Below are 25,120 nucleotides of genomic sequence, written 5' to 3' on the forward strand. Positions count from 1 at the left end.
CCGTCTCTCGAGCCGACGCGGATCGAGTGAGGCCGAATGTGACGCTCGTTTTTACTGGACCCCAACTGTCTCGAGCGAGGCTGAGAGCCGCGGTATCCGGATTTTATTCGGTTCCTCCGTCTGCCTAGTAACCTTTAAAACAAAGTGCGCACAATACCCGTCCACTATGGCAAGCAACAAGATTCTCGGAATCGACCTCGGGACGACGAACAGCGCGTTCGCGGTGATGGAAGGCGGCGATCCGGAGATTATCGTCAACGGCGAAGGTGAACGAACGACGCCCTCCGTCGTCGCCTTTACCGACGACGACGAGCGGCTCGTCGGCAAACCCGCGAAGAATCAGGCGATTCAGAACCCTGAAAAGACGATCGCCTCGATCAAGCGCCACATCGGCGAGGACGACTATACCGTCGAGATCGAGGGCGAGGAGTATACGCCCGAAGAGATCTCGGCGATGATCCTCCAGAAGATCAAACGCGACGCCGAAGACTATCTGGGCGACGACGTAGAGAAAGCCGTCATCACGGTCCCCGCATACTTCTCCGACCGACAGCGCCAGGCGACCAAAGACGCCGGCGAGATCGCCGGCTTCGAGGTCGAGCGCATCATCAACGAGCCGACGGCCGCGTCGATGGCCTACGGCCTCGACGACGACTCCGACCAGACCGTTCTCGTCTACGACCTCGGTGGCGGTACCTTCGACGTCTCTATTCTCGATCTCGGCGGCGGCGTCTACGAGGTCGTCGCGACCAACGGTGACAACGACCTCGGTGGGGACGACTGGGACGAGGCCATCATCGACTGGCTCGCCGACGAGTTCGAGGACGAACACGGCATCGACCTCCGCGACGACCGACAGGCCCTCCAGCGGCTCAAGGACGCCGCCGAGGAGGCCAAGATCGAACTCAGTAGTCGGAAGGAGACCGAGATCAACCTGCCCTTCATTACAGCGACCGACGACGGCCCGATCCACCTCGAGGAGTCCATGACTCGAGCCAAGTTCGAGTCCCTGACGCAGGATCTGATCGATCGCACCGTCGAGCCGACCGAGCAGGCGCTCGAGGACGCAGGCTACGACGCGGACGACATCGACGAAGTCCTCCTGGTCGGCGGTTCGACCCGGATGCCCCAGGTCGCCGAGAAGGTCGAAGAGTTGACCGGTAAGGCGCCCCAGAAGAACGTCAACCCCGATGAGGCCGTCGCGCTGGGCGCGGCGATTCAGGGCGGCGTGCTCGGCGGCGAGGTCGACGACATCGTCCTGCTGGACGTGACGCCGCTCTCGCTCGGTATCGAGGTCAAGGGCGGCCTCTTCGAGCGACTCATCGAGAAGAATACGACGATTCCGACCGAGGAGTCGAAGATCTTCACCACTGCGGCGGACAACCAGACGACGGTGCAGGTCCGGGTCTTCCAGGGCGAGCGCGAACTGGCCGCGGAGAACGAGATGCTCGGCGAGTTCCACCTGACCGGCATCCCGCCGGCCCCCGCGGGGACCCCGCAGATCGAGGTCACGTTCTCGATCGACGAGAACGGCATCGTCAACGTGAGTGCGGAGGACAAGGGCAGCGGCACCACCGAGGAGATCACCATCGAGGGCGGTGCGGGACTCTCCGACTCCGAGATCGAGAAAATGCAGCGCGAAGCCGAGAAACACGCCGAAGAGGACCAGCAAAAGCGCCAGCGCATCGAGGCCCGCAACACCGCCGAGGCCACGATCCAGCGCGCCGAGACGCTGCTCGAGGAGAACGACGAGCAGGTCGACGACGACCTCCGTGCGGACATCGAGGATGCGATCGAGGACCTTGAGGAGACGATCGACGACGACGAAGCCGACGCCGACGACATCGAGACGGCGACCGAGACCCTGAGCGAGGAGCTTCAGGAGATCGGCAAGCAGATCTACCAGGAAGCCGGTGCCGCGGACGCCGGTGCGGCCGGCGGCGCAGCGGGTGCCGGAGCGGCAGGCGCTGGCGGTGCTGCGGGCGCAGGCCCCGGCGGGATGGGCGGCGGTCCGAACCCCGGACCCGACGCGGGCGCTGCCGGTGACGAGGACGAGGAGTTCGTTGACGCCGACTTCGAGGACGTCGACTTTGACGAGGACGAGGCCGAAGACGACGAGTAACGAGTCTTCGTCACTCCGTCAGACCTAGTCTGACGACATCACTGAGGACTGAACGGACGAGTCGGTATCTGCCTGCGAATTTTCTACCGAACCGTAGACGACTGGGATGAGCCGTGTGCGCTCGAGTCGCTGGTTCAGCGAGTTACCGCTGCGGTGAAGGCGCAAGCACTGCACCTGCGAACGAGCGCAGTGAGTGAGCGGCCTTTTTAGCGTAGATTTTTGCGCCCAACGAGGGACGCCGTCCCTCGAGCCGTGCGAGCGGGCCTTCGGCCCGCGAGCAGAGAGTGGTGAGCGAGCGGTGCGCGGTTCGGAGCGAACGGAGTGAGCGAGAACCGCGACAATGCGAACGGCGAAGCCGTGAGCGAAGCGAGCGAACCCGAGGCGCAAAAAGGTACGTCCGGAACGTTCGTTTCAAGTGTCTCAACCGACTATCGGGTGAACAACGAATGAGCGAGGACTTCTACGACGTTCTCGGCGTGAGCTCCGACGCGTCTACCGAGGATATCAAACAGGCGTATCGGTCGAAGGCCACCGAGTACCATCCGGACGTCAGCGACGACCCCGATGCCGAAGAGAAGTTCAAGAAGATCCAGAAGGCCAAACAGGTGTTGACCGACGAGGAGAAGCGCGAGGCCTACGATCAGATGGGGCACGACCGCTACGAACAGGCCGAGAAACACGGCTTCGACGCCGGCGACGCGGGCGGTGCCGGGGGAATGGGCGGCGGCCCGTTCGGCGGGATGGGTGGCGGCGGTGGCATGGGTGGTGGCGGTCTCGGTGACATCTTCGAACAGGTCTTCGGCGGCGGTGGTGGCGGTGGACGCGGCCGCCGTCGACCCCGAAAAGGCCGGGATCTGCGAACCGAACTCGAGATCGACCTCGAGGAGGCCTATGAGGGGGCACAAAAGCAGTTCACCGTCGAGCGGCCCGAGGAGTGCGACGTCTGCGAGGGCGAGGGGCACCCGCCGGAGGCCGACGCAGAGACCTGTCCGCAGTGTCAGGGGCGGGGGCAGGTGACCCAGGTCCAGCAGACGCCGCTGGGCCGGGTTCAGCAGACGACGGCCTGTCCCCGCTGTGAGGGTGAGGGGACGCTGTACTCCGAGACGTGCGGGGAGTGTCGCGGCGAGGGCTATGTCCGAAACGAGGCGACGCTGACCGTCGAGGTCCCGGCCGGCATTCAGGAGGGCCAGACCCTTCGGATGGAAGGCGAAGGGGCACCGAGCCCGGAGGGCGGTCCCCACGGGGATCTGCTGATCGACGTCTCGATTCGCGAGCACGAGGAGTTCGAACGCGAGGGCGACGACCTCCAGTACCGGCTGCCGATCTCGTTCCCACAGGCCACCTTCGGCGACACCGTCGAAGTGCCGACGCTCGAGGGCGGTGCCGAATTCGAGATCCCGAAGGGGACCCAGAGCGGCGAGACCTTCCGCCTCGAGGGGAAGGGCATGCCCCGGCTTCGCGGTCGCGGACAGGGTGACCTCTTCGTGAAGGTGCAGGTCGTCACCCCCGAGAGCCTGAACGAGGAGCAACGCGACGCGCTCGAGGAGTTCGCGGAAGCCGGCGGCGACGAAATCGAGGTGAAAGAGGGCTTCTTCGAGAAGATAAAGCGGGCGTTCTAGCGAGCGGGATAGTTTCTCACAGCGGGCACGGCCGTTATTTCAGCCGTACATATGGGGCACGCCCCGTCAGTCGTCGGTGATGAACATCGCTCGAACGTACCGCTCTGCGAATCAGGTGCGCAAGCCACTCCGGACGGAACGACGGACCGGTTCGTCGTTCGACCTCCCGGCCCGTCGCCGACTTCGGCTCTACCGGCGCGGCTTTCTGAGCAAGTCCGGCGTGATCTATGACTTCGAGTCGAACGCCCCGCCGCGAACCTTACCGACTAGCAGCGCTTCGTCGGGACGAAGCGGATCAACGGCCACTGGAACGCGTTGATCGACAACAAACTCGCCTTTCATCGTGTCCTCGGGGAGTTCCCAGCCCACTGTCCGACCGTCTACGGGCTGCTCGACGACGGGCGCTTTCACACGTTCGATCCCGCCGAAGAGTCGGCGCTGACCGACGGCGGCATCGAACTCGAGCACTCGCCCGGGTCGGCGACGACGCAGCCGACCGAGGAACCGATCGACTGGTTCGACGACGCCCTCTCGGAGACCGATTCGCAATTGCACTCGTGCAGATGCCCTCGAGCAGCTCCCCTCGAGCTACCGCCGGAGCGGTTTGGCCACTGCGATGTGTGTCACGGTATCCCACAGCATAGACTATGGCCGTTGCAACCGAACGATTAGACGGGGACACCCATGTCAGCACAACAGATACTGCTCCTCGCCGGAGACTACGTCGAGGACTACGAGATAATGGTGCCGTTTCAGGCGCTCCAGATGGTCGGCCACGAGGTTCACGCCGTCTGTCCGGAGAAAGAAGCCGGGGACACCTGTCCGACGGCCATCCACGATTTCGAGGGCGACCAGACCTACACCGAGAAACCGGGCCACAACTTCGAACTGAATCACGACTTCGACGCCGTCGATCCCACCGACTACGACGCGCTCGTCGTTCCGGGCGGCCGCGCACCCGAATACCTCCGGACCTACGACGAGGTCCTCGAGATAACCCGCCACTTCTTCGAGGCAGACAAACCGGTCGCGTCGCTGTGTCACGGCGTCCAGATCCTCGCCGCGGCGGACGTGCTCGAGGGGCGGACCTGTACCGGCTATCCGGCGCTCGAAGCGGATGTTCGAATCGCCGGCGGCGAGTGGGAAGACGGCGTCACGCGCGACGGCAATCTCGTGACGGGCCAGGCGTGGCCGGACCACCCCGAGTGGCTCGCGCAGTTCCTCGAGTGTCTCGGGACGGACATCGACCACGCCGAGCCGGCGGCCGCGGACGACTGATACGGTCTGCTGTAACGATGTACCGTCGCGACCGCAGGTCGGATCGCGGTCGCGCCGAAAATGACTTACAGCAGTCCGTATGGACTCACCCGCCGTACGGCGGGCCGCGACGGCGACGCCGGCGACGCGAGTCGGCGTCCTTTTTCCGCCCCGGTTCCCACTCTCGAGTATGAACGCTGGGACGGTCGACGAGCTGTTCACCCGGGAGCTTCGCGACGACCGGATCGGGCTCGTCGACGCGACGGGCCGGGAGTACGACTACCACTGGCTGTGTACCTCCTCGTGGCAGGCCGGAAACTTCCTGCGCCACGCGGGCGTTCGCGAGGACGTCACCGTCGGCGTCGTCGGCGATGGCCCGCTCGCACTGCTCGCCTTCTTCGGGACGACGCTACTCGAGGGAACCACCCGTTTCGAGCCGCCGACCGACCTCGCGGACGCGGACGATTTTCGGGCCCTCGTTGCGCCCGTCTCGGCTCTCGAGGAGTACGACCTCCCGCGTGGCGCACAGCGCGTCGGCTACGGCTCGAAACCCGACGCGCCGGACGTCCACCACTTCGACGCCGGCATCTGGACCGAAAACCCGTCGTTTCCGCCGCTGGCTATCGGTCCCGAGACGGCGATCCTGAGCGACGGCGAGCGAACCGTTACGCACGGAGACTTGCTCGAGGCCGCACGCGCGGTGCTCGAGGAGACCGGGCTCGAGACGGACGACCGCGTCGTCGTTCGAGCACCACTGTCTGATCCGCGAGCCGTCGCGGCCGGCGTGATCGCACCGTTGCTCGTCCGGGGCGTGATCGTGCTTCCGGACGACGAAGGCGGGGCCGCGGCCGAACGGGGAACGTACGCCGTCTCGAGCGAGTCGGTCGAGTCGATTCCCGAAGCGAAGCGCATCGATCTCGATGCGGTTTCCCTCCGGTAACACCGCTCAATTTTCGCAGTTTTGATTACAGCTCTCGGTACAACAGGCCCTCGACCGCAGGGCCCGACAGCACCTCGCCCTCGTGAGTGAACCGCGAGCCGTGACAGGGGCAGTCCCAGGTTTCCTCGGCGTCGTTCCACCGGACGAGACAGCCCATGTGCGGACAGGTCGCCGACACGGCGTGGGTCGTACCGTCCGCCTCGCGGTAGAGGCCGACGGGCTGGCTCGCGCGTCGAACGACGCGGGCGTCGCCGGGCGGAATGTCGGTCGCACCGTCGGCCCCGAGCGACGCGAGCAGCGATTTGATCCGATCGCCGATGAAACTGCCGCCGACTGTGGCGTTCTCCTCGAGGAAACTCTTGGCCGACGCTTTCGGCGTGAACCGCTGGGGATCGAACGCGTCGGCCCAGGGGTTCGATCCCTCGACGATCAGATCGGCGAGGATCAGCCCCGCGGCGGTCCCGCCGGTCATCCCCCAGCCGCCGAATCCGGTGCCGACGTAGACGTGCTTCGACAGCGGATCGATCCGTCCGATGAAGGGAACGTCGTCCACCGTCGAGTAGTCCATCGTGGACCAGCGGTACTCGATCGATTCGACGTCGAAGTGTTCGCGGGCGAACGCCTCGCAGCGCCGATACCGTTCGGAGGTCGGCGGGCCATCGATTCCGGGCGTGTGACTCTGCCCACCGACGAGGAGGAGTTCGCCGTCGTCGGAATCGCTGCCATCGGAACCGCCGTTGGCCGCCGCACTCGGTGAATACGTTCGCATCGTCGCTGGCGGTGAATCAGTGCTGTAGAACATCCCCTCGAGAGGCGTTGCTGCGACCCGAACGGCGAGCAGATACGCGCGGTGGGGATGCATCCGCGCGAAGTAGCCGGCGCGGTCGAGGACGGGAAAGTGCGTTGCGACCACCACGTCGTCGGCAACGGCCTCGCCGTGCTCGGTTTCGACGCGACACGGCGAGCCGGGATCGACCTCGAGCGCGCGGGTCTCCTCGAAGACGTGGCTCCCGTCGCCGTGAACCTGCTCCGCGATCGACAACAAGTATTTCCGTGGGTGAAACTCGGCCTGCTCGTCGAAACGGACCGCGCCGGCGGTGTCGAACGGCAGCGGCGTCTCATCGACGAGGGAGGCGGGGAGACCGACTTGCTGAGCGGCCGAGACCTCGTCTCGGATCGCACCCAGGTTGTCCGGCGATACAGCGTACGTGTACGCTTCCGTCCGCCGAAAGTCACAGTCGATGTCCGCTTCCTCGATTCGTTGCTCTACGTGATCGATCGCGGCCTCGTTCGCGTCGGCGTACTGCCGCGCCTCCTGCTCGCCGAACTGAGAAACGAGCGTGTCGTAGATCAGTCCGTGCTGGGAGGTGAGTTTAGCCGTCGTGTGACCGGTCGTGCTCTCGACGATCCGATCGGCCTCGACGACCGCGACGGATCGTCCCGCTTCCTTCAGTTCGATCGCCGCGGTCAGCCCGGTGATACCGCCGCCGATGACCGCGACGTCGACTTCGAGTCCGTCCTCGAGAGGGCCATACTCGGTCGTTGGCGTCGTGGCCAGCCACAGCGATTGCTCGCGCGGTGACTCGGGTGGGTTGTCGTTCGTCATCGGAATCTGCCAATCGTGCTATCCACGCTCGGAGAAAAAGGGCCGGGGGTGACAGTGTTCGCTCGAGTTCCCTCAGAATGACGATCCGGTGAACCGGTGTGTCCCGAGCGCAGCGGCTGTGATGCCGGCGACGGCAGCGGCGGCGACGAATACGCCGTCGACGCCCGCGATTGGAACTATCGCTCCGAACAGGACCGGCGAGAGGAACTGTCCCGTGTAACCGAAGGAGGCGATGTAGGAACTGAACTGCCCCTGTCGGTCAGACGGTGCGAACGCTTCGACCCACGCGAACGTCGACGGGAAGACCAGCCCGATACCGAGGCCGAACAGGAGTACCGGCAGCACCGCACCGATAGCGGTTCCGACCGCCGTCGCGATCCCGAATCCCGCGGTCCAGAGGATGAACGCCGTGAACACGAGCGTCGATCGACTGGCGTACCGCAGCAGCCGATCGTATGCGATCGCCGAGAGACCGCCCGCAGCGCCGTTCGCCGCCAGATAGAGGCTGATATCGAAGGACGAAGTCACCCCAATACCGGCGAGAAACTGCGGATAAAAGACCACGATCACGTACAGGAGCGCGTTCGCACCGAAGTACAGCAGGTACACGAGCGGAAGCGTCGGCCGATCGCGAAACACGGCGAGAGCCACAACGACACCGCCGGGGCCCTCGTCGGCTCTCTCGCGTCCGTCCGCGGTCGCGTCGTCGGCCTCGCTCGAGGAACGCGTTTCGGGGATCGTCGCCGCAGCGAGGATACCTAGGGGTAGCGCGACGAGATAGACTCCAAACGGGGCGTTCCACGCGAGGGCACCGGCAGCGCCGCCGATCAGCGGCCACACTGCGGCTCCGGCGCTGTTCGCGCTGCTCCGATACCCCAGCGCGCGCTCCATCGCCTGCCCCTCGTAGAGCTCGTATATGAGCACGGTAACCGACGTGTAAACCGCGGCAGTACCGAGCCCGAGGACGACTCGAGAGGCCAGCAGCGGGTAAAACGAGTCGACGACGAGTCCCGCGCCGCCGCCGAGGGCGTAGACGAGCAGGCCGCCGACGAAGGGGCGACGTGGGCCGATCCGATCGACGAGCGATCCCACGAGCGGACTCGCCAGGACGATCACCCCGCCATGGGTGGTGATGATCAGGCCGGCCGCGGAGCCGGAGACGCCGAGTTCGCGCTGGATCTGCGGAACGATCGGTCCGAGGATCGCGCCCGCCATGACGGTCAGCGTCGCCGCTGCGACCAGTACCCAGAGCGACCGTCGAAGCTGCGTCGCGGCTGCCACTGGGTTCGCTTCGGGCGACGCTCCTCAACAGGATTACGGTCGCGGCGGATCGGTCCGTCTTCGCACGGTCCTCGCTCGAGATCGCGTCCGGTCCGAGACCGCGGCGGCGATAGGCGCGGCGGCGCTGGACATCCGCAGCAAGGAGAAGGGCGAACGCCTCTACGGTTTCGACGTTCCTGACGACATCGCGTGACCGAACCGGTAGCGATCGAGGGCCGCTCGTCGTTCGGGACCCCCTCGAGACTCTCGACGAACCCTCGTGTACAAGGACTCTCCCATCGAATGGCCCACCGTGCAACTCGAGTGCGTCTTCTTCGGCCCCTTCCGCGACGCGGTCGGCGAGAAGACAGTTTTCTACGAGACTGACGCCGAAACGGTTGGCGAACTCCTGGTCGAACTCGAGGCCGCGTACCCGCTCGAGGGAGAACTCGTGGCCGACGACGGCGAGGGGCTTGCGGGAGACACGGTCGTCACCAGGGACACGAAGAACGTCGTCCACATTGACGGCCTCGAGACGGAACTGGCGGCCGATTCCGTGATTCGACTGGTTCCGTCAGTGTACGGCGGGTGATACGGTCGGTTTCGATCCCGCCTCGCTCTCCCCCGCCCTTAGTCCGCCGACGGCGCGACCGTCTCGAGCGCCGCGTCCGGAACCGTTCCGTCGCTGGTCCAGCCCCGCGCCGCGTAGTACTCGTCGATCGCCCCCTCGAGGTCGGGAATCTCGTACGGTAATCCGTCGTCAGCGCGGTCGAAGCCGCGCTGATTATTGAAGTGACGCTCGAGGCGAACGGTTCGGGCCCCGATTTCCATGAGCTCCTCGTAGTCGGCGTCGAACAGCGTCTCGAGTCGGTCGTCGGTAACGTAGTCGCTGCCGAACGCACAGACGATTCCCGTATCACGGAACGCCGCCGCGTTTTCCTCCTGGACGAGTCGCTCGGCTTTTCCGAGGGTGCCCTCCGGATCGAGTTCGCCGCTGTACTCGAGGGTCAACATGCCAGCGTACATGTGGTCTGCGCCCCGATTCGCGAGGGCATAAGAGAGCCCCTGCCCGTGGAGGACGCGCCCGTCGTGGGCGGCGAACTCCATTCCCTTGACGGTGTAGTTGTCGACGCCGAGTTCGTCGTGACAGCGATCGACTCCCTCGGCGAGGATATCGCCGATCCCCTCGCGGTACGCGATCCGTTCGGTGACTTCCCGTGCGAGTTCCGCGTTTCCGAACTCGTCTTCGCTCGCGAGGTAGGCCGCGACGGTGACGCCGGCGGAAATCGTGTCCATCCCGAGGGAGTCACACAGTTCGTTCGCCCGCATCACGTCGACGATGTCGCCGACGCCCTGGCTCGAGCCGAACGCGTAGACGGTTTCGAACTCCGGCCCTTCGGTTTCGACGCCCGCCTCCTCGTCCCGCGTCGGCAGCTTGCAGGCGTAGGCGCAGGCCGAGCACGCGCCCTTCTTGTACTTCTTTTCCTCGACGGCGTTGCCGCCGATCCGATCCGCGTGCTCGAACTCGTACTCGCTAAAGTACCGGGTGGGAAGCGCGAAATTGTCGTTGATGAACTCGGTGCTGCCCGTTGTCCCCTGTCGCCGCATCAGGTCGTCCGACTGGGCGGCCTCCCGGTGGACGTCCATCTCGGGCGGATCGGGAATCTCGACGGGCGGCGCGGCGTCGCCCTCGAAGGTGACGCACTTGACGTTCTTCGATCCCAGGACCGCACCCAGTCCGCCGCGACCGAACGCTCGCGAGTCGAACGTCATCACCGAGGCGAACCGAACCCGATTCTCGCCGGCCGGCCCGATTGCGATGCAGTTGTCCGGACCGAGGTCGTGGCGTTCGGTCATGTATTCGGAGGTTTCCGGCACCGTCGCCCCCTCGAGTTCCGGGACCGCTTCGAACTCGACGCCCTGATCCGTCACGTGAACGGCCAGTAGCTCGTCGCTCTGTCCGACGACCTCGAGTACGCTGATTCCCGTTCCGACGAAGTTCCGCGAGAGGTAGCCCCCCGCGTTGGTCGAGACCAACCCGTCGGTCAGCGGCGAGAGCCCGGTCATGTTCATTCGACCGGTAAAGGACATACCGGACTGCTGGAGGGGTCCCGTGGCGAGATACGCGCGATTCTCGGACCCGAACGGATCCGCATCGAACGGGATTCGTTCGTGGGCCAGCGCGGTCGCGACTGCCCGTCCACCGACGTTCGTCTCGAGAACGTCGTCGATGGCCGTTTCGGATGCCGCTCGCTCGCCGACATCGACGGTGAGCAGCGGCCCTTCTGTGTGGAGCATGCGACGGAATAGCACCCGGGGGCTCTTAGCTCTGGGTCCCCGTTTGACGGCAACCAGCGAACTGGCAGTGCGAGCGGACCCGATCAACAAGCGTATGATCCTCGAGAAAATACGCCCGCTGCATGGTGTACGATGCGGTCCTGTTCGATTTCGACGGGGTCGTGGTGGAGACCCCCTCGTCACAGCGGCTGTCCGACGCTCTCGGTCGAACGTACGAGACGCTCGAGTGTCCCGGGCCGGCGACCGAGACCGTCCGGGCGATCGTGGCTGGCGACTTCGAGTCGATCGCCCGGCGGTGTCACAGCCTCGGCATCGAAACGGAGACGTTCTGTGCGCGGGCCGCACGGGAGATGGTCCGCACCCAGCGCGAAGCGGTCGAACGCGGGCTGCGATCGGTCTACGACGATATCACTGCGGTTCGGTCGCTCGAACAGTCTCTCGGAATCGTTAGCGACAACCACCCGACCGTCATCTCGACGCTGCTCGATCGGTTCGGGCTCCGACCTGCCTTCGAGACCGTCTACGGCTGTCCGCTGACGCCCGACGGGCTCTCCCGTCGCAAGCCCGACCCGACGAACATCGAGGCCGCGATCGCGGATCTCGAGGCGGAATCGGCACTCTACGTCGGAGACAGGGCGGTCGACGTTCGGGCGGCCGATAACGCGGGCCTCGAGTCGGCGCTGCTCTCGCGCTCCGAGGACGACGACCCGACCGAGACGGACGCCGAGCCGACCTACCACCTCTCGTCGCTCTCCCAGCTCCCGGCGATTCTCCGATAGACGCCGACGCAGCTGGAACCCGAACCGTCGATCATCGCCTCGTGAGCGATTGACACCCGTCCCGAAGCGTCGAGACGAGACGGATGGCAGATTCGTGGCCGCGCTTTTTCTGCCCGCTCACCGTAGGCTGCGTATGGAACCCGACGACACCTGGACGGCCCTCAGGAAACAGTGCGAGGCCCTCGAGCCGGGTGCGGAACTAATCACGCCGGTCTCCGAACGGCCGTTCGGAATCGAGCGGACCGCCGAGGATCGGATCGTGGTCCGGTTCGGCGACAGCGGCGAGCGGCGGTCGCTCTGGCGCGAGCAGTTCGTCGTTTTCCTCGAGCGACTCGACGAGGGTTCGGTCGCCATCGAGCAACTGCAGCCGGGCGTCGAGCCGTACGCCAGCGTCGTGACGCTGGCCGACACGTACGCGACCGACGACGAGACGATCAGGTACGACGCCGACGCCGCCGGCGGGGAGACGCCGTTTCTCGTTCCAGCGACGGACGCGCGGGACCCGCCCCAGCGCGTTCACGACGATGCGATGCTGCTCGCGGCGCTGCTCGAGGAGATCGATGCCGACGACCCCTCGGCGCTCGACACCGACTCGCTGACGGATCTCTACGTGCTCGCGTCGGACGTCCAGCACGGCTCTGACAGGTTGCGCCGATCGGCCCGCGAGCCGCTGCTCGAGCGAATCGGGGCCGATCAGCGGCTTCACGGACGGTACGGCACGGTGAGACGGACGACGCGGGAACGCCGCCGGCCGAAGGACGTCGAAACCGTGTTCGCCGCCCTCGACGAGCGCGGCATCCCCCGCGAGTGGGTTACCGGCATCGATCGGGAGAAGATGGACGTGGTCCTCGCGGTGACCGATCTCGAGGAGAACGAGGTCTATGACGTCGACGAGGACGTGTACGTACAGAAGACCGGCGTCGACGAGGACGAGAAGTACTCGCGACTGCAGGGGATCGCCGACCGGATCGACGACCTCGAGGACGCCGAGGGCGAGGCCCTGCGCGAGGAACTGGACGACATCGAAGACCGGCTCGAGGCGGCGTTATCGGCCGGATGAACTAATCGAGACAGTCGGGACGGTTCGACGGTCGAGACGGTTGTCGTCCGATTCGCAGTTCGGGTGACGGGCCGCAACTGCGGGCTACCGTGCGCTGGTCCAGCCACAATCGACGCACGCGAACGAACCCGAATCGGTGACCGTGGTTCCCGAACAGATCGGGCAAGCGGCTCGGGTTCCGCCGTCGGCGACGAGTTTCTCGGTCGATCGATCGGGACGGGCCGAATCCGAAACGAACGGATGACAGCTCGCACAGACGTCCCGCGTTCGACGGTGGGTCATGCTTTCGCTTCGAATTCGATGCGTGAACAGCTTGCTGACGTCGTCACCGCAGGTTTCGCAGACGACCATGATGTGCGAACCATTGACACCGAGGGATAAAAATTTTGCCCATATGTTCTCCTCTCTCGATATAATAGGCTAGCCTGTGAAATAGAATCGTATATTGTGCTATGTCTTAGTTCTATTTGGCCGGATAAGTGGCTATTCGATTGGGTTTGGAATGCGGAGAGCGGGCAAGATTGCGAAGAACGGCGCGATGCGCTGGGGCCAGGCGGCCGCAGTCTTGAAATACTGGCAACTCACAAACGCTTTTGGCGACACGCCGCCTACGTCGATTCATGTACGTCCGGGACGCGAAAAACAGGGAAGAGGTCTGGTTGCTGGACCACATCGAGTCGATGGGCCTCGACGAGACGGCGTTCCGATCGCGCGATTACGTCGTCGCGGTCGACGAGGAATCCGGCGAGAAGGCCGGGTTCGGTCGTATCCGCGTCCACAAGCCCGACGAGAGCGAGGACGTCTGCGAACTGACCAGTATCGGCGTCCTCGAGGACTGGCGCGGGCAGGGCGTCGGAGCCCACGTCGTCGAACGGCTCGTGGAGTACGCGAGCGACGAGGGGTTCGACACCGTCTATACCCTGACCGGCGAGGGAGGATATCTCGCTCAGTTCGGCTTCCAACGGATCGACGAATCCGACCTGCCGTCCGTTCTACAGGACCGACTCGCGGCCAAACGCGACGGCGTCGATCCGGACGCAGTGGCGCTTTCGATCGATGTCGCCGAGTTTCGACTGCCCGACCGGCTCCGGGACGCGTTCAAGAACGCTCCGGACGGTCGCGACGACGCGGACGACGAGGAGTCACCGGAAGACTTCGGCATCGACCCCGAATCGGCGACGTATAAGTACGATACGGGCCGCTAACCGTGAGGTCATCCTCACTGCGGTCACCGGTTTGGGCCCGCTCCGGCCGATCGCTCCGGGAAGCCGTGGCGGAACGCGATCCAGCCGATCCCGGAGAGAAACACCATCGGGGGCAGGACGGCAAAGGCCCACAGCGGATCCAGTCCCCAGCGGAGCAAGAGACCGAGATTTACCAGTCCGAGCGCGAGAAACGGCGCGACGTAGCGGGCGGCGCGGCGACGATCGGCCGCGTCGTTGGACCCACCCGTCGATTCCGTTGCCATGACCGAGACAATGACGGCTCGAGACATAAGCGGTTGTTGCGATCGAAGTGATATTTATGAATTCGAACCAATCAGATTCGACTGCTGCGCGGATTGATTCCGATGACAGCGACGACGGCGACGGCGAAAGCGACGAGGTCCGCGTCTGGCTCGTCGAGCGAACGTACGGCGACGACGAGCTCAACCTCATCATCCTCGTCTACGCGACCGAAAACGGTCGACGGTACCACCGTCGCGAGCGGGCCCTGACGAGCTTTACTGGGCCCGCTCGAGAGACGAAAGCCGGACTTCTCGTCTCGTCCGATGGGCTCGGGAGCGTCGACGATCCGGAGACGCGAGAGCGATATGCCGACGAAGCATCGCGGATGGCGGCGCAACACGATCCGACCGACAGCGTTTGAACCGATCGGAACGCGGGCCTGCTGGACGGACGCGCAAACGCGACGCGTTCATCAAAGTTCAAGCCCCGGCCGGTCCACAGTGACCATAATGTTCGATCCCGACGAACTCGAGGAGATCCGTGCCAGCAAAGCGGAGTGGCACGAGGAGGAAGTCGAACCCGTCCTCGAGCGGTTCGGCGAGCGCAAGGAATCGTTTACCACTGACACGGGCGGTCAGGAGGTCGATCGACTTTACACGCCGGCGGATGTCGACGATCTCGATTACGAGACGGATCTGGGGAATCCCGGCGAGCCGCCGTATACGCGCGGTATCTACTCGACCGGCTACCGCGGTCGGCTGTGGACGATGCGCCAGTACGCCGGGTTCTCGACGCCCGAGGACACCAACGAGCGCTATCACTATCTGCTCGACGAAGGCCAGACCGGACTCTCGATGGCCTTCGACCTGCCCACGCAGATGGGGTACGATTCGGACGCGTCGATGGCCGCCGGCGAGGTCGGCAAGGCCGGGGTCGCGATCGACTCGCTCGACGACATGGAGACCGTCTTCGACGGCATCCCGCTCGACGAGGTCTCGACCTCGATGACGATCAACGCGCCGGCGTCGGTGCTGCTGGCGATGTACATCGCGGTGGGCGACCAGCAGGGCGTCGACCGCGAGGAGCTTCGCGGGACGATCCAGAACGATATCTTGAAGGAGTATATCGCACGCAATACGTACATCTATCCGCCGGAGTCGTCGATGCGGATCATCACGGACATCTTCGATTTCTGTGCCTCCGAGACGCCGAAGTTCAACACCATCTCGATCTCGGGCTATCACATCCGCGAGGCCGGCTCGACGGCCGCCCAGGAACTCGCCTTCACGCTGGGAGACGGCATCGAGTACGTCGAGACGGCGATCGAGGCCGGACTCGACGTCGATGACTTCGCACCGCAGCTCTCCTTTTTCTTCAACGGCCACAACAACATCTTCGAGGAGGTTGCCAAGTTCCGTGCGGCCCGCCGAATGTGGCACGACATCATCGACGAGCGTTTCGACGCGGACGATCCGAAGTCCAAACAGCTCAAGTTCCACACCCAGACTGCGGGCTCGATGCTGACCGCCCAGCAGATCGAGAACAACGTCGTCCGCGTCGCCTACCAGGCGCTCGCAGCGGTTCTCGGCGGCACCCAGAGTCTCCACACCAACGGCAAGGACGAGGCGCTCGCGCTGCCGACCGAGGAGTCCGTCCGGACGGCGCTGCGTACCCAACAGATCCTCGGCCACGAGTCCGGCGCGGCCGACACCATCGACCCGCTCGCTGGCAGTTACTACGTCGAATCCCTGACCGACGAGGTCGAGGAAGAGGCCTACGAGATCTTAGAGGAGGTCGACGACCGCGGCGGCATGCGCGATGCCGTCGAACAGCAGTGGGTCCAGCGCCAGATCCAGGACACGGCCTTCGATCGCCAGCGGGAGATCGAGGAGAAGGAGCGAATCATCGTCGGCGTCAACGAGTTCGAGGTCGACGAGGAGCCTCAGATGGACGTCGAAGAGGTCACCGCGGAGGACCAACAGCGCCAGGTCGATAGCCTCGAGTCGGTCCGCGCAGAGCGCGACGACGAGGCGGTCGATGCGACTCTCGAGGCGCTGCGCGACGCGGCACAGAGCGACCAGAATCTGATGCCCTACATCATCGACGCGGTCAAAGCATACGCGACGGTCGGCGAGATCTGTAACGTCATGCGCGACGAGTTCGGGGAGTACCAGCCCGGCGGCGCGATGTGAACGATTGAATATCGAATTCGGTTCGCGTAATATCGCCCATCCGACTCGAGTAATACCCGTTTACAGCCCCTCCCGTCGGGCGATTCGAAGACAACACTCTATTGAGCGGGGAATTCGAAGGAACGGTCGGATCTGTTTATCCTTGTCTCGGGTAACCGCCTGTCGTGAGCGCACTATGAGCGACCACCCCGACGAGCGATCGACCCCGGTATCGGAGTCGTCCGACAACTATCCATCGGCGTCCCGTCGTCGCGTGCTGCAGGCGGCCGCAGCCGCGGGCGGTGTCGTCGGTCTGAGCGGGATCGGTGCCGCCCAGTTCGATACCCAGACGATCGAACTCGGCGCCGAAACGAGCGGCTGGCAGGGCGTCTCGCCCGACGCCATCGCGGACGAGACGAACCCGACACTTGAACTCGAGGAGGGGACCACGTACGAAGTCACGTGGGAGAACCTCGACGGTGCCGCACACAACTTCGTCATCGTCGACAGCGAGGGTGAGGAGCTCGAGCGGACGGAACTCATGAGCGAGCAGGGCGAGACCCAGACGCTCGAGTTCGAGGCGACGAGCGAGATGGCGGAGTACTACTGTGAACCCCACCGGGCCACGATGCGCGGAGAGATTTCGCTCGGCGGCGGAGACGAGGCCGGTGAGGAATCGGGAGACGGTCAGAGCCAGGCCTTCTTCCAGTCGGGGACGGAAATCGGCGTCCGGACCATCGCGGAGGGAATGACCGCGCCGACGGATATGGCGGTCGCCGACGAGGAGCAAAACCGCTACTTCGTCGCCGACCAGACCGGCGAGCTCTGGGTCGTCACCGACGACGGGCTCCAGGACGAGCCGTTCCTCGACGTGAGCGATCGGATGGTCGAACTCGGGACGTTCGAGGGCGACTACGCGGATCCGAACCAGGACTACGACGAACGCGGGCTGCTCGGAATCGAGTTCCACCCCGAGTTCTCGGAGAACGGTCGCTTTTACGTCCATTACAGCGCGCCGTCGAACGACGAGATGCCCGACGGCTGGAGTCACGTCGAGGTCGTCTCCGAGTTCCAGGCCAACGAGGATATGAGTCAGGGTGATCCCGAGTCCGAACGAGTCCTGATGGAGTTCCAGAAGCCCCAGTACAACCACGACGCGGGGCCGATGGCGTTCGGGCCCGACGGCTACCTCTACGTCCCGATGGGCGACGGCGGCGGGGCGAACGACAACATGGAAGGGCACGTCGACGACTGGTACGACGGCAACGAAGGCGGGAACGGACAGGACGTCAGCGAGAACCTGCTCGGAAGCGTCCTTCGCGTCGACGTCGATCAGGAGGGCGAGGACCGACCGTACGGTATTCCCGAGGACAACCCGCTGGTCGATTCCGACGAGGGTCTCGACGAACACTATGCGTGGGGCTTCCGAAACCCGTTCGGCATCTCGTTCGACAGCGACGGTCGGCTGTTCGTCGCCGACGCCGGGCAGGACCTGTTCGAAGAAGCGAACATCGTCGAGTCCGGCGGGAACTACGGCTGGAACATCAAGGAAGGGACCCACTGCTTCAGCACGGACAGCCCGAGCCAGCCGCCGGAGGACTGTCCTGACTCGGCTCCCGACGAGCCGCCGTACGACGGCCAGGAGTTCCAGGACCCGATCGTCGAGTACCCCCACGTCTATCAGGAGGAGATGGTCGGCATCGTGATCGTCGGCGGTCACGTCTACGAAGCCGGGCAAGTCGGGGGACTCGACGGGAAGTATATCTTCGGAGACTGGACGTCCGATCCGTCCCGCGAAGAGCCGGCGGGCCGACTTCTCGCCGCCTCGGATTCCGACGGTGGCGGAGCCGAACCGATGGATGGTGATGCAAGCGGGAACGAGACGGCTGCGATGAACGAGTCGGCTGGTGGGAATGAAACGGCTGCGATGAACGAGTCGGCCGGTGGGAATGAAACGGCTGCGATGAACGAGTCGGCCGGTGGGAATGAAACGGCTGCGATGAACGAGTCGGCCGGTGGGAATGAAACGGCTGCCGGAAACGAAACCGCGACCGACGCGGCCGGAGGTGGCGAGGAACAGGTAGTCCCGCGAGACGAACTCTGGGAGATGGAAGAACTGCAGGTCGCTGGCACCGAAGACGGATCTTTCCCCTACTTCGTCCGCATGTTCGGCCAGGACGACGACGGGAACGTGTACGTGCTCGCGAATCAAGAGGGTACCCCGACGGGCGACACGGGCGCAGTCATGCAGATCGTTCCACCGGGCGAAGGCGATTTACTCTCGATGCCAGAGGAGGGTGAGGCCGGCGCTGAAGAACAGGAAACCGACGAGAACGCGACAGAAGACACGCCGGACGAGGGCAACGAGACCGTGGGCAACGAGACCGCGGACAACGAAACCGGGATGAACGACACCGCAACCGACGAGAACGCGACGGACGACGCGTAACGGCTCGAGTCGTCGCCCTCGAGCGGAACGCGATCCGCTCGTGTCAGTGGCTGTTGTGTCGATTTTCATCTGGCAGAGCGGTTACTTCGGATTCCGAGGTCACCGGTTCAGAACCCCCTCGAGGAGTCGAACGTGATGTCCGAACTCGACAGCGGATCCGCTGATCAGCTGTCCGAGCAGCGGAATCTGAACTGCCAGGTGCCGTGACACTGCCCCCGTTCCTCGAGTGCGACTCGAACGCCACAAAAAAACATAACAATAACACGGCCCCACCGTGCAGTACAATCCGATGCATTTCGACCATGCCGGAATCGCGATCGACGACGCACAGGCCCTCGCAGCGCTGTACGACGACCTCTTCGGTCTCGAGGCGGTTCACGAGGAGGTGTTCGACGGGATGCGCGTCGTCTTCCTCGACTGCGGTGACGGCTACTTCGAGTTGCTCGAACCCATCGAGGACGGAACGATTTCGCAGTATCTCGAGGACAACGGTGCTGGAATTCACCATCTCGCGCTCGCGACCGAGGACATCGAGGGAGCCCTCGAGACGGTCCGTGACCACGACGTGACGCTGATCGACGAGGAGCCGCGACCGGGTGCGTGGGGTCACTCGGTTGCGTTCTTGCATCCAAAGGACACCGGTGGCATCCTGATCGAACTCGTCGAACACTGATCGTCTCGGCTCTCGTTTTACGTGGGCGGCGAATAGTCATACTCGGCCGCAATGATCCGCCGGCGCTCGTCGTCGGTCTCGTGGTGAACGTCGACGCGCTCCGGATACCGCCCCTCGAGATCGATTCGGGCCGCGTAGTCGGCGGTGCCGAGACAGTCGATACAGGTGTCGCCCTCCTGTTCGCCGACGCCGACGGTGATCGCGAGGACATCCCGTCGATCGTCGTACTCCGTCTCGGCCAGCGAGAGGCTGTGACACGGCGTCGGAATCGTGATATCGCCGTCGACGATCACCGTTTCGTCCGCGAACTCGACGGTCGCACCGTCCTCGTCCGTTCCGCTCGCACACTCTCGCTCGCCGACCTCGAGGGACGCGTCTGCAACCACTGGGGTCGGACAGGATATCGAGGTCGAGGTCGACTCCGTCTGCGTGCCGGTTTCGCTTAGTGTCAGGGTCGTTCGAGAGCGGGTGCAGTCGAAGGGGCTGCGGTCGATCCCGTCGGTGACGGTCGCCTCGCTCGTGCCGTCGTCGCTGCTCGTCGTGACGGTGATCGCGTACGACCGCGGTTCGACGAGGACGAGCGTGATCGCATCGCCCGCCGCGAGATCGAAATCGCGATCGAGCAGCACGTCGCGATCGCTCCTGTGGGCGTTGTCTCCGTCGTCTTCCCCATCGTCGTTTCCCTCGGCCGTGATCGACGCGGAGATCGTTCGAGCCGCCTCGCCCTCGTTTCGTAGCTCGAACTCGTGTGGCGGATGCGCATCGAGGAACGGAACCTCATCCGGATCTCCGACCTCGATTGTCTCGTCCGATCTCGATTCGCTCTCGGTCCGATCGGTGTCGGCGCTCGAGTCGGTCGCGGACTCGTCACCGCCGGTACCGGGACGGTCCGACCGGAGCCGGTCGAACGTCGAACCTATGCAGCCGGCCAGTCCGCAGACCGCGCCGGTCGTGCCGGCGAGGAGGTCTCGTCGCCGCATACGCGTTTCCACCACGATGTGGAATAAACACCTTTGTCACGCGCTCTAACCTGTCCGCTGGAGCGAGCGTCACTCCTCCCGAAACAGGCAAATGTCACGGTCGGACTGAAACCCGTCGCGCGTATACCCGAGCGTATGAGTAGTCTCCTGCAGCGTGAGACGCGGCCCGATAGCACCAGCGGGACGCGCCGACAGTCGGAGACGGACGCTAGTTCGATACCCGAAAGCGCGCTGTTTCGGATCGCACGCGTCCTGTTCGGTGTCGTTCTTGCGTTCATGGCTTCGGACAACCTTCAGAACCTCGAGGACCGAGTCCAGTACGCCGAGATGAAAAACGCGCCGGTCCCGTCGTTTTCGGTTCCGGCGATAAGCGGCGGCCTCCTGTTCGGCGGTATCGGGATCGCGCTGTGGCGGGTGCCGGCCGCCTCCGCCGCCGCGGTAGCCGGGTTCTTCGCCACCGCCACGCCGCTGATGCACGATTTCTGGAACATCGACGACCCGGAAGAGAAACAACAACAGATCAACGACTTCTCGAAGAATACCGCCCTGCTTGGAGCGGCGCTCGCATTCGTGCAACTGGGGCGATCCACGGAATCCGACGCGTGATGGGACGGTCCACGGAACCCGACGCGTGATGGGGCGGTCCACAGAACCCGACGCGTGAGTTCGCCCGGCCGGCACCTCGAGGCCGGCCACGCGGTCCGGAAGCGAGTGACGCCGATCGTCAGCCGAAGTTTTCGATCAACGCTTCGTCCGGGTCGCCGCCGGCGTCGTCGATCGCCTCGGCGACGAACGTGACGAAATCTTCGAAGCCGAACGCGTACAGCTGGCCGTCCTCGCGGTGCGTGGCGATCGCATCCGCCAGGTCGTCGTCATCGTCCTCGTCGACGTACCGAATCGTTGCACCGGCACTCTCGAGCGCCTCGAGGCGGTCGGTGTGGGCGGGTTCGTCCGCTCGGTAGATTACGACGGCGTCGTGTCCCGCGTCGTGGGCCGCTTCGGCGACTGCCACCGAGGGACCGATTCCCGGCCCGCCGGCGACCGCGACGACGTCGTCCGCACCGTCGTACGTAATCCTGCCGAACGGCCCCTCGATGTGGACGGTTTCACCCGCCTCGAGGTCGGCGAGCCACGGCGAGAGGTCGCCGTCGGGATCGATGCCGACCGTGAGTTCGAACGTCGCTCCGACGTCCGGCGACGAGAGCGTGTAGTGACGCGAAAGCACCTCGTCGTCGGGGCTGGCCCGGAGCAAGACGAACTGGCCCGGCAGAGCGTCGAACCCGTCTGGCGTTTCGAGCTCGAGTGCGACGGTGTCCGGACCGACTTCGGTGACCGATGCGACGGTGACTGGCGTCCCTTCCATGTCGACTCCGTTGGGGGGCGGGTCGAAAAGTCGTTCCGTTCCATCGCCGCCGCCGGTTCGACTCGATTCCGGTCGTGAGCCTGGATCGTGTTACGGGCACGGACGGTGAAACTGACCATGTGCTTCAATATCACATTCGCCGCGTTACCCGTTTCTTTCCGTTGGTAACCGTCACCGGCGCAATTTGTAACGATTAATGAAAACTGTCCCTGCCTATCGAACATATCACCCACTGTTGCGGTTGTCCAGTTGGGGTTTCAGAAGCCTTTTCATTTATGGGGGGCAAGGCTCAGCATAACATGGCTGAGGATCTTAACTGGGCGGTCGGGGGCGAGGCCGGCGACGGTATCGACTCCACGGGTAAAATCTTCGCTCAGGCCCTTTCCCGAGCCGGACGGCACGTATTCACGTCGAAAGACTTCGCGTCCCGGATCCGCGGCGGGTACACTGCCTACAAGATTCGGACGTCGGTCGAGTCAGTCCAGAGTGTCGTCGACCGACTGGACATCCTCGTCGCGCTCACACAGCGGACGATCGACGAGAACCTCGACGAACTACACGAGGGCAGCGCCATCATCTACGACGGCGAGCGCTCGTGGGAGGCCGAGATTCCCGACGAGATGACCGCAGTCGACGTCCCGCTGAAGACGCTGGCCGAGGAGGCTGGCGGCGCAATCATGCGCAACATCGTCGCGCTCGGTGCCGCGTGCGAAATCACCGGCTTTGACGTCGAGTACCTGGATGAAGCCCTCGAGAAACGCTTCGGCGGGAAGGGGTCGAAGATCGTCGAGAACAACAAGGCGGCCGCCCGGGCGGGTCAGGAGTACGTCCAGGAGAACTACGACCTAGAACACCTCGGCTACAACATCGACACGACCGACAACGACTACGTCTTACTCAACGGCAACGAGGCGATCGGCATGGGTGCAATCGCTGCCGGCTGCCGGTTCTACGCCGGCTATCCGATCACGCCCGCGACGTCGATCATGGAGTATCTGACGGAACGCATCGAAGACTACGGCGGTCACGTCGTTCAGGCGGAAGACGAACTGTCGGCGATCAACATGGCGCTCGGTGGCGCACGGGCGGGCGCTCGAGCCATGACCGCCACGTCGGGGGCCGGCATCGATCTCATGACCGAGACCTTCGGCCTGGTCGCGACCAGCGAGACGCCGCTGGTCATCGCCGACGTGCAGCGGTCCGGTCCCTCGACGGGGATGCCGACCAAACAGGAACAGGGCGACCTCGACATGGCGCTGTACGCCGGCCACGGTGAAGTCCCGCGGTTCGTCGTCGCTCCCACGTCGATCACCGAGTGTTTCTGGAAGACCGTCGAGGCGTTCAATCTCGCAGAGAAGTACCAGACCCCGGTCTTCCTGGTCTCCGATCTGGCGATGTCGGTCACCGAACAGACGTTCCCGCCGGAGGCCTTCGACATGGACGACGTCGAGATCGATCGCGGCAAGCTCGTCGACGAAGACGAGGTCGACGAATGGCTCGACGCACAGGGTCACTTCCGCGCTCACGCCGTCACCGAAGACGGCGTCAGTCCGCGCGCCATCCCCGGGACGACCGACGCCGCACACATGTCCACCGGCCTCGAGCACGACGAACTCGGCCGCCGGACGGAGGAAGAAGACGAGCGTGTCCACCAGGTCGACAAGCGATATCGGAAGGTCGAGACCGCACGGAATGAAGAGGACTGGGACTACCGCGAGTTTGGAGACTCTGACGCCGACAACCTCGTCATCTCGTGGGGGTCCAACGAGGGTGCGCTCATCGAAGCACTCGACTATCTCAAGGCGGACGGGATCGACGTCCGCGTCATCTCGGTGCCCTACATCTTCCCGCGGCCGGACCTGACCGAGGAGATCGAGGCCGCAGACGAGACGATCGTCGTCGAGTGTAACGCGACCGGCCAGTTCGCGGACGTGATCGAACACGACGTGCTTACCCGCGTGAAACGCATCAACAAGTACACGGGCGTTCGATTCAAGGCGGACGAACTCGCGGACGATATCACCGAGAAACTCACTGAGGAGGTACCAGCATAATGAGCTCCGACGTACGATTCACCGACTTCAAATCCGACAAGCAGCCGACGTGGTGTCCCGGATGCGGCGACTTCGGGACGATGAACGGCATGATGAAAGCCCTCGCGAACACCGGCAACGATCCCGACAACACCTTCGTGGTGGCGGGGATCGGTTGTTCCGGCAAGATCGGGACCTACATGCACAGCTACGCCCTTCATGGGGTCCACGGCCGTGCGCTCCCGGTCGGTACCGGCGTCAAGATGGCCCGTCCCGACATCGAGGTCATGGTCGCCGGTGGCGACGGAGACGGCTACTCGATCGGTGCCGGCCACTTCGTTCACGCCGTCCGCCGGAACGTCGACATGACCTACGTGGTCATGGACAACCGGATCTACGGGCTGACGAAGGGGCAGGCCTCGCCGACCTCGCGGTCTGACTTCGAGACCAGTACGACCCCCGAAGGGCCAAAACAGCCGCCGGTCAACCCGCTCGCCCTGGCGATGGCCTCCGGCGCGAGCTTCATCGCGCAGTCGTTCAGTTCGGACGCATTGCGCCACGCCGAAATCATCGAGCAGGCCATCGAACACGACGGTTTCGGCTTCGTCAACGTCTTCAGTCCGTGCGTCACGTTCAACGACGTCGACACCTACGACTACTTCCGCGACAGTCTCGTCGACCTGCAGGAAGACGAGGATCACGATCCGAACGACTACGAGGCCGCCAAAAAGGTCATCCTCGACAGCGACAAGGAGTACCAAGGAGTCATGTACCAGAACGAAAACTCCGTGCCGTACCACGAACAACACGGCGTCACCGAGGACATGTCCGAGATTCCCGACGGTGCGCCCGAGGACGCGATGGATCTCGTCCGCGAGTTCTACTGACGCCGCCGTTCGTCGGTCACTTTCCGTTCTGTACGCGAATCGGTCTCTCTTCGCTACGCGGATCGCACTCTATTCTGCACACTGATCGCTCCGTGTGCTGGTTACTCCGTGCACTGGTCGTCCGTCGTCCGGGAAGATCGAAAACACGATTGTCTGCGGGTCGGCCGAGTTTCGT

At 64.4% G+C, this 25,120-nt stretch carries 23 protein-coding genes; 15 read left to right on the forward strand and 8 right to left on the reverse strand.

Annotation, left to right across the window (positions count from 1 at the left end):
- Positions 1-166 precede the first annotated feature (166 nt).
- Together dnaK and dnaJ are read left to right on the forward strand one after the other, a co-directional pair.
- Positions 167-2,122 (forward strand): molecular chaperone DnaK, encoded by a 1,956-nt coding sequence (dnaK, locus tag ACEWFR_RS00700; RefSeq protein WP_374059241.1) that lies wholly within the window; start codon positions 167-169, stop codon positions 2,120-2,122.
- Between the two features lie 446 nt (positions 2,123-2,568).
- A complete protein-coding gene (dnaJ, locus tag ACEWFR_RS00705; protein ID WP_374059242.1) occupies positions 2,569-3,741 on the forward strand; it encodes a molecular chaperone DnaJ in 1,173 nt (390 codons plus the stop codon).
- A 225-nt stretch (positions 3,742-3,966) separates the two neighbouring features.
- Here dnaJ and ACEWFR_RS00710 read toward each other — a convergent pair whose 3' ends face one another.
- Positions 3,967-4,296, reverse strand: a complete 330-nt coding sequence (locus tag ACEWFR_RS00710; RefSeq protein ID WP_374059243.1) for a hypothetical protein — start codon at positions 4,294-4,296, stop codon at positions 3,967-3,969.
- A gap of 129 nt (positions 4,297-4,425) precedes the next feature.
- Between ACEWFR_RS00710 and ACEWFR_RS00715 the strand changes: the two genes are divergently transcribed.
- Positions 4,426-5,019 carry a DJ-1/PfpI family protein gene (locus ACEWFR_RS00715; RefSeq protein ID WP_374059244.1) on the forward strand — a complete coding sequence of 198 codons (594 nt, stop codon included), beginning with the start codon at positions 4,426-4,428 and terminating at the stop codon, positions 5,017-5,019.
- Positions 5,020-5,188: 169 nt separating this feature from the next.
- Complete coding sequence (locus ACEWFR_RS00720) at positions 5,189-5,938, forward strand: hypothetical protein (protein ID WP_374059245.1); 750 nt, start codon at positions 5,189-5,191, stop codon at positions 5,936-5,938.
- A gap of 25 nt (positions 5,939-5,963) precedes the next feature.
- On the opposite strand, the gene ACEWFR_RS00725 is transcribed toward ACEWFR_RS00720, so the two are convergent.
- Together ACEWFR_RS00725 and ACEWFR_RS00730 are read right to left on the reverse strand one after the other, a co-directional pair.
- Positions 5,964-7,544, reverse strand: a complete 1,581-nt coding sequence (locus ACEWFR_RS00725) for an FAD-dependent oxidoreductase (protein ID WP_374059246.1) — start codon at positions 7,542-7,544, stop codon at positions 5,964-5,966.
- 72 nt (positions 7,545-7,616) lie between these two features.
- Positions 7,617-8,825, reverse strand: coding sequence for an MFS transporter (locus tag ACEWFR_RS00730; protein WP_374059247.1), 1,209 nt, complete (start codon positions 8,823-8,825; stop codon positions 7,617-7,619).
- Between the two features lie 259 nt (positions 8,826-9,084).
- On the opposite strand from ACEWFR_RS00730, the gene ACEWFR_RS00735 reads away from it, so the two are divergent.
- The gene (locus tag ACEWFR_RS00735; protein ID WP_374059248.1) at positions 9,085-9,396 is read left to right on the forward strand and encodes a MoaD/ThiS family protein; all 312 of its coding nucleotides are present in this window, start codon (positions 9,085-9,087) and stop codon (positions 9,394-9,396) included.
- A 38-nt stretch (positions 9,397-9,434) separates the two neighbouring features.
- Here ACEWFR_RS00735 and ACEWFR_RS00740 read toward each other — a convergent pair whose 3' ends face one another.
- Entirely contained in the window at positions 9,435-11,102 is a 1,668-nt protein-coding gene (locus tag ACEWFR_RS00740) for an aldehyde ferredoxin oxidoreductase C-terminal domain-containing protein (protein WP_374059249.1), read from the reverse strand.
- A 122-nt stretch (positions 11,103-11,224) separates the two neighbouring features.
- On the opposite strand from ACEWFR_RS00740, the gene ACEWFR_RS00745 reads away from it, so the two are divergent.
- Both ACEWFR_RS00745 and ACEWFR_RS00750 read left to right on the forward strand, forming a co-directional pair.
- Positions 11,225-11,881, forward strand: coding sequence for an HAD family hydrolase (locus ACEWFR_RS00745; RefSeq protein ID WP_374059250.1), 657 nt, complete (start codon positions 11,225-11,227; stop codon positions 11,879-11,881).
- Positions 11,882-12,014: 133 nt separating this feature from the next.
- Entirely contained in the window at positions 12,015-12,941 is a 927-nt protein-coding gene (locus tag ACEWFR_RS00750) for a hypothetical protein (RefSeq protein WP_374059251.1), read from the forward strand.
- A gap of 84 nt (positions 12,942-13,025) precedes the next feature.
- Here the strand turns inward: ACEWFR_RS00750 and ACEWFR_RS00755 are convergent, their stop codons facing one another.
- Positions 13,026-13,292: a hypothetical protein gene (locus ACEWFR_RS00755; RefSeq protein WP_374059252.1), complete on the reverse strand. Its 267-nt coding sequence runs from the start codon at positions 13,290-13,292 to the stop codon at positions 13,026-13,028.
- A 269-nt stretch (positions 13,293-13,561) separates the two neighbouring features.
- Here ACEWFR_RS00755 and ACEWFR_RS00760 point away from each other — a divergent pair, with 269 nt between their 5' ends.
- Positions 13,562-14,146, forward strand: a complete 585-nt coding sequence (locus ACEWFR_RS00760; RefSeq protein WP_374059253.1) for a GNAT family N-acetyltransferase — start codon at positions 13,562-13,564, stop codon at positions 14,144-14,146.
- Positions 14,147-14,169: 23 nt separating this feature from the next.
- Here the strand turns inward: ACEWFR_RS00760 and ACEWFR_RS00765 are convergent, their stop codons facing one another.
- On the reverse strand, positions 14,170-14,409 hold the full coding sequence (locus ACEWFR_RS00765) for a hypothetical protein (RefSeq protein WP_374059254.1): 240 nt from the start codon (positions 14,407-14,409) through the stop codon (positions 14,170-14,172).
- Between the two features lie 56 nt (positions 14,410-14,465).
- Here ACEWFR_RS00765 and ACEWFR_RS00770 point away from each other — a divergent pair, with 56 nt between their 5' ends.
- The 4 genes from ACEWFR_RS00770 to mce all read left to right on the forward strand — a co-directional run bounded on the left by ACEWFR_RS00770 (position 14,466) and on the right by mce (position 19,682).
- Entirely contained in the window at positions 14,466-14,810 is a 345-nt protein-coding gene (locus ACEWFR_RS00770; protein WP_374059255.1) for a hypothetical protein, read from the forward strand.
- Positions 14,811-14,898: 88 nt separating this feature from the next.
- Positions 14,899-16,581, forward strand: a complete 1,683-nt coding sequence (locus ACEWFR_RS00775; protein ID WP_374059256.1) for a methylmalonyl-CoA mutase — start codon at positions 14,899-14,901, stop codon at positions 16,579-16,581.
- Positions 16,582-16,756: 175 nt separating this feature from the next.
- Positions 16,757-19,009: a PQQ-dependent sugar dehydrogenase gene (locus tag ACEWFR_RS00780; protein WP_374059257.1), complete on the forward strand. Its 2,253-nt coding sequence runs from the start codon at positions 16,757-16,759 to the stop codon at positions 19,007-19,009.
- 289 nt (positions 19,010-19,298) lie between these two features.
- On the forward strand, positions 19,299-19,682 hold the full coding sequence (mce, locus tag ACEWFR_RS00785; RefSeq protein WP_374059258.1) for a methylmalonyl-CoA epimerase: 384 nt from the start codon (positions 19,299-19,301) through the stop codon (positions 19,680-19,682).
- A 17-nt stretch (positions 19,683-19,699) separates the two neighbouring features.
- Here the strand turns inward: mce and ACEWFR_RS00790 are convergent, their stop codons facing one another.
- Entirely contained in the window at positions 19,700-20,662 is a 963-nt protein-coding gene (locus ACEWFR_RS00790; protein ID WP_374059259.1) for a hypothetical protein, read from the reverse strand.
- Positions 20,663-20,797: 135 nt separating this feature from the next.
- Between ACEWFR_RS00790 and ACEWFR_RS00795 the strand changes: the two genes are divergently transcribed.
- The gene (locus ACEWFR_RS00795) at positions 20,798-21,268 is read left to right on the forward strand and encodes a DoxX family membrane protein (protein ID WP_374059260.1); all 471 of its coding nucleotides are present in this window, start codon (positions 20,798-20,800) and stop codon (positions 21,266-21,268) included.
- 118 nt (positions 21,269-21,386) lie between these two features.
- Here ACEWFR_RS00795 and ACEWFR_RS00800 read toward each other — a convergent pair whose 3' ends face one another.
- The gene (locus ACEWFR_RS00800) at positions 21,387-22,025 is read right to left on the reverse strand and encodes a ferredoxin--NADP reductase (protein WP_374059261.1); all 639 of its coding nucleotides are present in this window, start codon (positions 22,023-22,025) and stop codon (positions 21,387-21,389) included.
- A 299-nt stretch (positions 22,026-22,324) separates the two neighbouring features.
- On the opposite strand from ACEWFR_RS00800, the gene ACEWFR_RS00805 reads away from it, so the two are divergent.
- Both ACEWFR_RS00805 and ACEWFR_RS00810 read left to right on the forward strand, forming a co-directional pair.
- On the forward strand, positions 22,325-24,079 hold the full coding sequence (locus tag ACEWFR_RS00805; protein WP_374059262.1) for a 2-oxoacid:acceptor oxidoreductase subunit alpha: 1,755 nt from the start codon (positions 22,325-22,327) through the stop codon (positions 24,077-24,079).
- The gene (locus ACEWFR_RS00810; RefSeq protein WP_374059263.1) at positions 24,079-24,945 is read left to right on the forward strand and encodes a 2-oxoacid:ferredoxin oxidoreductase subunit beta; all 867 of its coding nucleotides are present in this window, start codon (positions 24,079-24,081) and stop codon (positions 24,943-24,945) included. Before ACEWFR_RS00805 ends, ACEWFR_RS00810 begins: the two co-directional genes overlap by 1 nt.
- The last annotated feature ends 175 nt before the right edge of the window (positions 24,946-25,120 follow it).

It is taken from the genome of Natrinema sp. H-ect4 (genome assembly GCF_041894845.1).
In the GTDB taxonomy this organism is placed as follows: Archaea; Halobacteriota; Halobacteria; order Halobacteriales; family Natrialbaceae; genus Natrinema.